Annotated in this window: 7 protein-coding genes; all 7 read right to left on the bottom strand. The window is 37.6% G+C overall.

Going from position 1 to position 7,621, the window contains the following annotated elements:
- Positions 1 to 21 precede the first annotated feature (21 nt).
- A complete protein-coding gene (locus tag B9T66_RS07380) occupies positions 22 to 879 on the bottom strand; it encodes a hypothetical protein (RefSeq protein ID WP_095628336.1) in 858 nt (285 codons plus the stop codon).
- Positions 880 to 891: 12 nt separating this feature from the next.
- Positions 892 to 1,977 (bottom strand): N-acetylmuramoyl-L-alanine amidase family protein, encoded by a 1,086-nt coding sequence (locus B9T66_RS07375; protein ID WP_095628335.1) that lies wholly within the window; start codon positions 1,975 to 1,977, stop codon positions 892 to 894.
- On the bottom strand, positions 1,977 to 3,065 hold the full coding sequence (locus B9T66_RS07370) for a nitronate monooxygenase (protein ID WP_095628334.1): 1,089 nt from the start codon (positions 3,063 to 3,065) through the stop codon (positions 1,977 to 1,979). The genes B9T66_RS07375 and B9T66_RS07370 overlap by 1 nt, the downstream gene beginning before the upstream one ends.
- A gap of 12 nt (positions 3,066 to 3,077) precedes the next feature.
- On the bottom strand, positions 3,078 to 4,319 hold the full coding sequence (gene tyrS / locus B9T66_RS07365; RefSeq protein ID WP_095628333.1) for a tyrosine--tRNA ligase: 1,242 nt from the start codon (positions 4,317 to 4,319) through the stop codon (positions 3,078 to 3,080).
- A 23-nt stretch (positions 4,320 to 4,342) separates the two neighbouring features.
- A complete protein-coding gene (locus B9T66_RS07360; RefSeq protein ID WP_095628332.1) occupies positions 4,343 to 6,490 on the bottom strand; it encodes a RelA/SpoT family protein in 2,148 nt (715 codons plus the stop codon).
- Positions 6,491 to 6,510: 20 nt separating this feature from the next.
- Positions 6,511 to 6,735, bottom strand: coding sequence for a DNA-directed RNA polymerase subunit omega (locus B9T66_RS07355; RefSeq protein ID WP_095628331.1), 225 nt, complete (start codon positions 6,733 to 6,735; stop codon positions 6,511 to 6,513).
- 94 nt (positions 6,736 to 6,829) lie between these two features.
- Positions 6,830 to 7,597 carry a flagellar biosynthetic protein FliR gene (gene fliR, locus B9T66_RS07350; protein ID WP_095628330.1) on the bottom strand — a complete coding sequence of 256 codons (768 nt, stop codon included), beginning with the start codon at positions 7,595 to 7,597 and terminating at the stop codon, positions 6,830 to 6,832.
- Between the last annotated feature and the right edge of the window lie 24 nt (positions 7,598 to 7,621).

Raw genomic sequence — 7,621 nt, 5'->3', positions numbered from 1 at the left:
AAATACCAAACTTAGCCGAGGCTACTCCTCATCATAAGTTATGTAATTATACATACATTCTACACACCACACAATAAATACAAAAGCATACAATGTGTAACGCACAGAAAAATATTGATCAGAACTTGCAAGAATGTTTGAACAAAACGCTACAAGCACCACACCAAAAATTAAAATAGCAAGATTACTATATCCATAGAAGTTTAGTGTGTGTTTTTGACGCACCAATACAACAAAAAAGAGTATGATACCTGCTGCAAATAACGCCAAATCAATATAATCATAGGCATTTTGTTTAAAATAAAATGGTTGAAAGGCACAAGCAAACAGGGCAATCACTATAGTATTAAACGAAGGCTGTGTAATATCAAGTAACCAACCTGTATAAGTCTTGGTATTTGGCACAAGATGCAAAATTGCAAAAATAAGAGGCATAAAGATAAAAAATACATACACAATAAGGCTTAGTATAATGCGCAACTTATAATCCCAAAGGCTTTCTATCATACTACGATGATCAATGCTAGATTCTATGAGCAATAAATCAGTAAGCTCTTGAGGCTTTATCTCTGTGCTTGCACAAAACGCTACGATATACACACATCCCACACACATACCAAGTGCAAAGGTATACAGCCATACATCAAGCTTTTTATACCAACTCGCGACGATTAAAAATCCCAAGGCTATGAGTGCGCCACAAAACAAAATCGCATTTGTCAGAAATGAAAATAAACCTTGATCACGGATAAACACAAAAAAGATATATGAAAATGTATCAAAGAATCTAGAACTTATAAGAAGTATCGCAATCCAAGAAAATAATGCAAAAAATACACAAGAAATGATAGCGCCCAAAAGATTATTGCTAATTCTCAAAACCTCTCCTTTTTAGTTTTTCTCTAAATAATCTTCAATACCATCAGCAATACCAAGAGCCAAAAGCTTTTGATATTCTTTGTTTATCAAAAGTCTGCCCTCATTTGCGTGTGAGACATATCCTATTTCAATAAGCACAGATGGCATAAGCGCTCCAGCCAAAACCCAAAATGGACCATCTTTGACACCACCATCAACGATATTTTTATATTTTGTCCGCACAGAATCCACCATTCCAGCTTGAATATCTATCGCAAGTTTACTAGAGGCAATAAGACGATGATTATTAATCGTATGCAAAAAGGTTTGTTTAGAAAAATAATTCATCGTGGCTATATCCCCTATATTTTCGGCTTCGGCAACCTTGAGGGCTTTTTGGCTACGATTTGTTGATAAAAAATATGTCTCTATACCGCTTGGGGATTTTTTGCCTACAGGGACAGAATTAGCGTGTATAGAAATAAACAAATCCGCACCTTTATCATTGGCAAACTTTGTGCGATCAATAAGATCAATAAATCGATCGCTCTCGCGGGTCATATGTGTGATATATCCGCGTTTTTTAAGCTCGGCTTGAAGGTATTTTGCCACTTCCAACACGATAACCTTTTCACATACCTTAGTCACACCCATAGCTCCACAATCCTTACCTCCATGTCCAGCATCTATCACAATTTTTTTCTTAGCGACAGAAGATGAGGGAGCAGTAGAAATAGCAGGGCTTGTAGTGGTTGTAGCACGCATTTGTGATGTAGATTCGCTCATGCGAATATAGAGATTTTGGGCTTCTTTGGTAATAGTGTAGGATTTTGTAGGTTTTATAACAACACGCACGATCTTAGGAGTGTTTTGTGCGACATTAATCGTAGAATTATCTTTAAAAATAAAGCTCTTTTTTGGGACCACGAGGACAGATTCCAAATCCACAAATACGCGCCCATCTTGGAGTTTTTTTTCATCAAACTTAAGGGCGCTAATATCTTGATCAAAAACAATCTTAAGATTATAATCACCAAATGGCACAAGCCCTAGAATCTTATACGTTTGAGCGCTAAGAAATGTGCTTAAAAATACGACAATACACAGGATTTTTTGCATTACACATCACTAACAAGCTCTGTGATAATTTCTTTCACACTCTGAATCTTTTCAATTCTATATCCATTAGCACCGGTAAAATATAAGCCATTTACACGATCGCCCAAATGACCTGCCCCCAATGAATCTGCGATACAATATCCCACTTTTTTAGCCTCTTGCCCTCTATGGCATGGTGAAACACAATTACTCACACAACGAATCTTAGGCGCATTTCCTTCTTCTAATCGCTCCAAAACACCCATTTTAATCGCCCTAGCAGGATAACCCACAGGGGATTTGATAAGCACAATGTCCTCTTTAGTAATCTTTGGCATAATATCTCGATATGCTTGTGCATCACACTCTAAAGAGCCCAAAAATCTCGTGCCCATTTGCACGCCACTTGCACCAAGGCTTATCATTGTATCAATGTCTTTTCTATCCCATACGCCACCTGCAGCAATAACTGGAATATCCCCCCATTGTTTTGCCTCATCTACAACTTTTGGAAGAATAGCCTCTAGCTGACACTCTGGCTTAAAGCAATCCTCATAGCTAAAGCCTTGATGTCCGCCACTTAAAGGACCCTCTACGATCACAGCATCAGGAATCTTTGCATAACGATCTTTCCAACGCTTACAAATAATACGCAATGCCTTAGCCGATGACACAATAGGCACAAGCGCTACATCAGAGAAATTTTTGGTAAATTCAGGCATATTTGTGGGCAATCCCGCACCTGTAACGATAATATTTGCTCCAGCTTCACACGCATCACGCACCACACGACCATATTCATTAATCGCATACAAAATATTTACCCCAAGTGGATTATCTCCACAAAGCTTTCGAGCATTCTTAATGATCTCTTGGAGCGCTTGTTTGGAGTAAAAATTAATTGCTTCAAATGGCTTAAGATTCACAAGCTTTTGTGTAAAGTGCATTTGTTTATAATACCCAGTGCCCACAGCACTTACGATACCTAATGCACCTTCTTTTGAGACGCTACCAGCTAATTTATCCCAACTTATACCCACGCCCATACCGCCTTGGAATATAGGATACTTGATAATGTGCTTTCCAATTTTGATAGGTTTTAACTGCATTGTAGTCCTTAGTTATTTGATGAGTATTTTAGCAAAACGCCTTTTGCCAACTTGTAAGATAAACTCGCCCTTGTCTAATTTTAAATTTTCATCGCTTATTTTTTGCTTATTTAATTTTAGCGCACCTGCTTTAATATCACGCCTTGCTTGTGACGTAGAGGGAGAAAGCCCACAATCTAGCGCAATTTTGCAAATCCACTCTCCAGATTCGAAACTAAATGTTTCTATATCACTTGGAATCTCATCTTTGGTAAATACATTATCAAATTCTTCTTTTGCGCTATATGCAAGTTCTTTTGTGTGATAACGCTCTGTAATTTCTAGCGCAAGAATCTCTTTTGCGGCTTTTGGGTGAAGTGTGCCATTTTCTACCTGCGCCTTAAGTGTAGCTATCTCCTCAAGACTTTTAGCAGAAAGCAGTTCATAATATCGCCACATTAAGGTATCAGAAATGCTAAGAACCTTGGCATACATAGTGTTTGGATCTTGCGTAACACCTATGTAATTACCTAGAGATTTACTCATTTTATTCACGCCATCTAAACCCTCTAAAAGTGGTACGGTTAGCACACTTTGTTCTTTATTAAGTCCATATGCTCTCTGCAAACTGCGTCCCACAAGCAAATTAAACTTTTGGTCATTTCCTCCAAGCTCTATATCGCATTCTAATGCCACAGAATCATAGCCCTGCAAGAGCGGATAGAGAAATTCCACCATAGAAATGGGCTGGTTATTTTTGTATCGTTTCGTAAAATCATCGCGCTCTAGCATTCTTGCTACAGAAAATTTCGAACTAAGAGTAATAAGCCCCTCAACACCAAGCTTGCTAATCCATTGGGAATTAAAGCATACTTGTGTATATTTGGGATCCAAAATCTTAAAAACTTGCTCCTTATATGTGAGTGCATTTTGCTCTACTTGCTCTCTACTAAGTGGTTTTCTTGTTTCGCTTTTGCCTGTTGGATCGCCAATTGTTGCCGTAAAATCCCCAATAAGAAACTTCACCAAACCACCATAACGCTGAAATGTAGCAAGTTTTTGGATAAGCACAGTGTGCCCTAAATGCAAATCTGGTGCAGTAGGATCAAATCCTGCTTTTACAATAAATCTCTCTCCTGTGAGAAAAAATCTCGCAATAAGCGATCGAATATATTCTGCACCGATAAACTCGACAATCCCTCGCTCAATTTCACGCATTGCCTTATGTAAGTTTTCTAATTGTGAAGAATCTAAGTGTTGTTCAAAATTCTCCATTGCCTCTATCTCCTATATTAATCTCACGAATATGCATCTTTTAGTGCACTAAATTCGATAATTTTATATTGCTGCTCTATAGCATTTTTGAGTGGTTTAATATCATTATCGATACTTTGTATATACACTTCACACAAACTTGCAAACTCATTATTCATTCTATCATAATTCACGCGAATTACGCGACATTGATACTTTGCTAAAGTCGTCAAAAATCTTGCAATAGCACCTTTTTTATCCTCAAGGGCTACAAGAATCTTGTAATTATATTTTTGATTTTCTAACCATTGCACAAACACCATATCTACACCATTTGCCATATCAGATTCTATGCGGCTACAAAGCTTATGGTGGATATAAAGCTTCGTGCCATTTTTAATCGCCAAGATTCCATCACCATATTTTGGATGACAACAATAATCAAAAATCGCCTCACTAATGGCAAAATTACTAAATGCCACAATGTTATCAAGCTTGATTTGGCGCACTTTGAAGCGATTGCTTTTAAAAAGACCAAAAAATACCCTGCGTTTTTGATAAAAGTCTCTAGCATGATTTTTGATATTTTTAAAAAAGCCTCTATCGCGCATAACCTTATACACTTCAGAATCTAGATTCTGTTGCTGCAAAAATTCCTCAATAGCCTTTGGGGTGCGCTCAAACATTGTTGCCAAAATATTTATCGCTGCCCTCCTATCGACCTCTTTAAGACGCGCGTGACATTGAAGTTTGAGCTGACTTTTTGCCTTTGAAGTTTTAAGCGCATCTATCCAACTACAACGCGGTTTTATCACCTCATCATCATTTGCGACCACGATACGCACAATATCACTATTTTTAAGAGGTTGCAAAAGCGAAACTTTTTGATGATTGACATATGCACCTACAGCGCGATTGCCGACATCTGTATGGATAGCATACGCAAAATCCAACACCAATGCACCAACAGGCAGACTATATGTATCCCCTGCGGGTGAAAATACCACAAGATCTTCGCGATACAAATCATTTTTGACAAGTTCATAAAATTCCTCGATGGAACTCTCTTGGTGCTGGAGATTTTGCACCCAACTTAGACTAGGTTCACGCCCACCACTTTTATATTTCCAATGTGCCGCGATACCATATTGCGCCGTTTTATGCATATCAAAAGTGCGAATTTGCACCTCAAAAATACTAGATTTATCAAAAATAGTCGTATGGATTGTTTGATAGCCATTTTCTTTTGGGATTGCAATATAATCCTTAAGCCTAGAAACAATGGGCTTTAGGTTAAGGTGCAAAATCCCCAATACCTTATAGCATTCTAATGGAGTCTTTACAAGAATACGCACCGCCAATAAATCCAAAATTTCATCGATAGCTACGCCTTTGCGTTGCATTTTAAGATAAATTGAATAATATCGCTTAATACGATATTCTATCTCAAAATCACCCTCGCTAAAGCCATTGCGTTGCAAAAGCGTGCGCACAGAATCTGTAAATGAGCTAAGCTTAAGACTAATAGATTGATAATGTGTTTTGATATATGTATCAATCTGCTCATATTCTTTAGGAAAAAGATAATAAAAACAGCGATCCTCAAGTTCTGATTTTAATGAAGAAATCCCAAGCCTATGTGCAATTGGTGCATACACGACAAGCGTCTCTTCAGCGATACGCACTTGTTTATAATGAGGCAAGGCATCAAGAGTTAGCATATTGTGCATTCTATCGCAAATTTTTATGACAAATGCGCGTATGTCTTGGATAGAAATTAAGAGCATTTTACGGAAAGAAAGTGCAGAAGCAACAAGTTTTTTATCATAGCTCCCACCAAATTCCTCTTTGCGAATCTCTACAATTTTTGTCAAAGCATCGACTAAATGCGCTACATCCCAGCCAAATTCTGCCTGCACGAATTCAAGACTACATTGTGTATCTTCAACTGCATCATGCAACAATGCAGCGCATACCATTGTCTCATCGCCACCATAAAACGCCACAATGCACGCCACGCACATAGGGTGAATGATATAAGGAATGCCACTTTTTCTAAATTGTCCTTGATGATAATGTGTGGCACAACTAATAGCTTTTTGAATCGTTGGAGTAATATTTGTAAGTTCTTGTAAGGTTTGTGCGGCAGATTCTATGGTATCAATCTCTCCTATACGAGAAAAAAAACTCACAATATCTGCCTTATAAAAAGTTATTTATTTGTAGGAATCTGCTCGATACTCTCAAATACAACCTTGCCTTCAGCTATCTCACGCATTGCAATATCAGCAAGTTTATGTTTAGAAACTTTCATATCTACAAGCGGTGTAGCCCCTGCTCCAAGCTCCTTGATACGCGCAAAAAGCAAATTTGAAAGAACATAACGATCATTATCAAGTTTCTCTAATGCCTTAGCAGCAATTTCTTCGGTTCTCATTGATGATTCCTTGTGTAAAAATTAGGGTGGGATTCTACTACAAAAATACTAAGAATCTCTTAAAGTTTTACCCTAAGATACCGCTAAGTTTTTATTAAAACATCTTTCCTATAGCAAACAATGCCTCTTCAATCTCACGCTTAAAATGCACATATATAGAAGGCAGCACGATGATGAGCACCACAAATGCAATAGCAATTTTAATCGGAAAACCAATTGCCAAAAGATTAAATTGTGGATGGGTTTTCATAATCATTCCAAAAATAATATCCGAGAATAAAATAATGGCTAAAATCGGAAATGCCATAGAAAAGCCAACCACAAAAAAATTGCTCAATGCTTTCACATAATAACCCACACCATTATCGCCAAAAATAAAGCTCCCAAGAGGCACAGAATCTAGACTATGAGCAACAAGCTGCAAAATCACATGATGAAAATCAAGATTTAATGCAATAAGCAGAGCCAAAACACTTAGTAACTGCCCTACAATAGGACGCTGTGAGCCGCTGATAGGATCATAAGCACTTGCCATAGTAAGCCCCATAGAAAAACTCATAAGCTCTCCACTAAAGCTAATCATTGCAAACACAATTTGCAACATAATCCCAGCCAAAAATCCCAACATCAACTCAAAAAGTCCTGCAATCATTAACTCAATGACAGAAATCTGCCCCAATTCATAATGCGCAAGAGGATAAAACAACACAGCCATAAAAAATATCATCGCTCCACGAATGCTTGGAGAAATCATTTGATTATCAAAAAAAGGAAAAAACGCAAACATGCCACTAAAACGCAAGAGTAAAAGCAAAAATGTAATCACATGTGTATCATTTGTCAGATATGGGACAATCTCCATTTTTGCAATCCTTAAGGTTTTGGC

Source organism: Helicobacter sp. TUL (genome assembly GCF_002287135.1).
GTDB lineage: Bacteria > Campylobacterota > Campylobacteria > Campylobacterales > Helicobacteraceae > Helicobacter_F.
The sequence above is the reverse complement of the archived record's forward strand: the minus strand, read 5'-3'. Positions and strand labels throughout refer to the sequence as shown.

What these genes read in the sequence shown, in the direction of transcription:
- B9T66_RS07375 (WP_095628335.1), bottom strand. Translation starts at nt 1,977, where the DNA reads ATGCAAAAAATCCTGTGTATTGTCGTATTTTTAAGCACATTTCTTAGC.
- B9T66_RS07370 (WP_095628334.1), bottom strand. Translation starts at nt 3,065, where the DNA reads ATGCAGTTAAAACCTATCAAAATTGGAAAGCACATTATCAAGTATCCT.
- tyrS (WP_095628333.1), bottom strand. Translation starts at nt 4,319, where the DNA reads ATGGAGAATTTTGAACAACACTTAGATTCTTCACAATTAGAAAACTTA.
- B9T66_RS07355 (WP_095628331.1), bottom strand. Translation starts at nt 6,735, where the DNA reads ATGAGAACCGAAGAAATTGCTGCTAAGGCATTAGAGAAACTTGATAAT.
- fliR (WP_095628330.1), bottom strand. Translation starts at nt 7,597, where the DNA reads ATGGAGATTGTCCCATATCTGACAAATGATACACATGTGATTACATTT.